We start from the raw sequence: 708 nt of genomic DNA, 5'->3' as shown, positions 1-708 counted from the left end.
ACTTTGTAAGGCAGCTTGTCGAGCACGCGCCGCAGAAACGCTGCCGCTACCACCCGCTTAGCGCGGGGGTGGAGTTCAGCGAAGGCTACCTTGCTGGTGCGGTCAATGGCCACAAAGAGGTACTGCTTGCCTTGCTCGGTGTGCACTTCGGCAAAATCGACGTGTAGGTAGCCAATAGGATAGTCCTTGAATTTCTTTTTCGGCGGGCTTTGGCCCTCTTCACTTAAGGGCAAGCGGCTGATGCCGTGCCGCTGCAGACAGCGGTGCAGCGCTGAGCGCGACAGGTGGGGAATAGTGGCCTGCAAAGCATACAGGCAATCATCGAGCGGCAATAAGGTGTGTTTTCTGAACGCCACGATCATGGCCTCTTGCGCGAGCGTCAGCACGGTGGAGACGGGCGTCGGCCCCATCGCGGCATCTGTTGTCGTCGTGCGTTTGCGCCACTTGGCCACCGTTTTGGGGTTGATGCCGTGACGGGAAGCTAACGTTTGTAGGCTTTCCTGACTACGTTGGATAGCGGCCCGTATTGCCGAAGTTGTGCGGGCGCTGCCGTGGAGTATTTGTCCCATAAGTGCGTGCGAAATTCCAGCCCGGAAAATACACCATCTCTCCCTGGGACTATACATCTTAGCTTTGGGCGGGCCGCTGTTCCGGGGCGGGCGGCGGGGTTTCTTCGTCCTGCTCCAGCACTTGCAGCTCGTGCAAGGC

At 58.9% G+C, this 708-nt stretch carries 1 protein-coding gene; it reads right to left on the bottom strand.

All coding sequences use genetic code 11. From position 1 onward, the window contains the following. Positions 1–569: transposase family protein (locus ABD774_RS21565; protein ID WP_486327362.1), on the bottom strand; the 569-nt coding region annotated here is incomplete at its 3' end. Positions 570–708 lie beyond the last annotated feature (139 nt).

Origin of the sequence: Georgenia daeguensis, from assembly GCF_039537705.1 — a bacterium.
GTDB classification, from domain to species: domain Bacteria; phylum Actinomycetota; class Actinomycetes; order Actinomycetales; family Actinomycetaceae; genus Georgenia; species Georgenia daeguensis.
The sequence above is the reverse complement of the archived record's forward strand: the minus strand, read 5'-3'. Positions and strand labels throughout refer to the sequence as shown.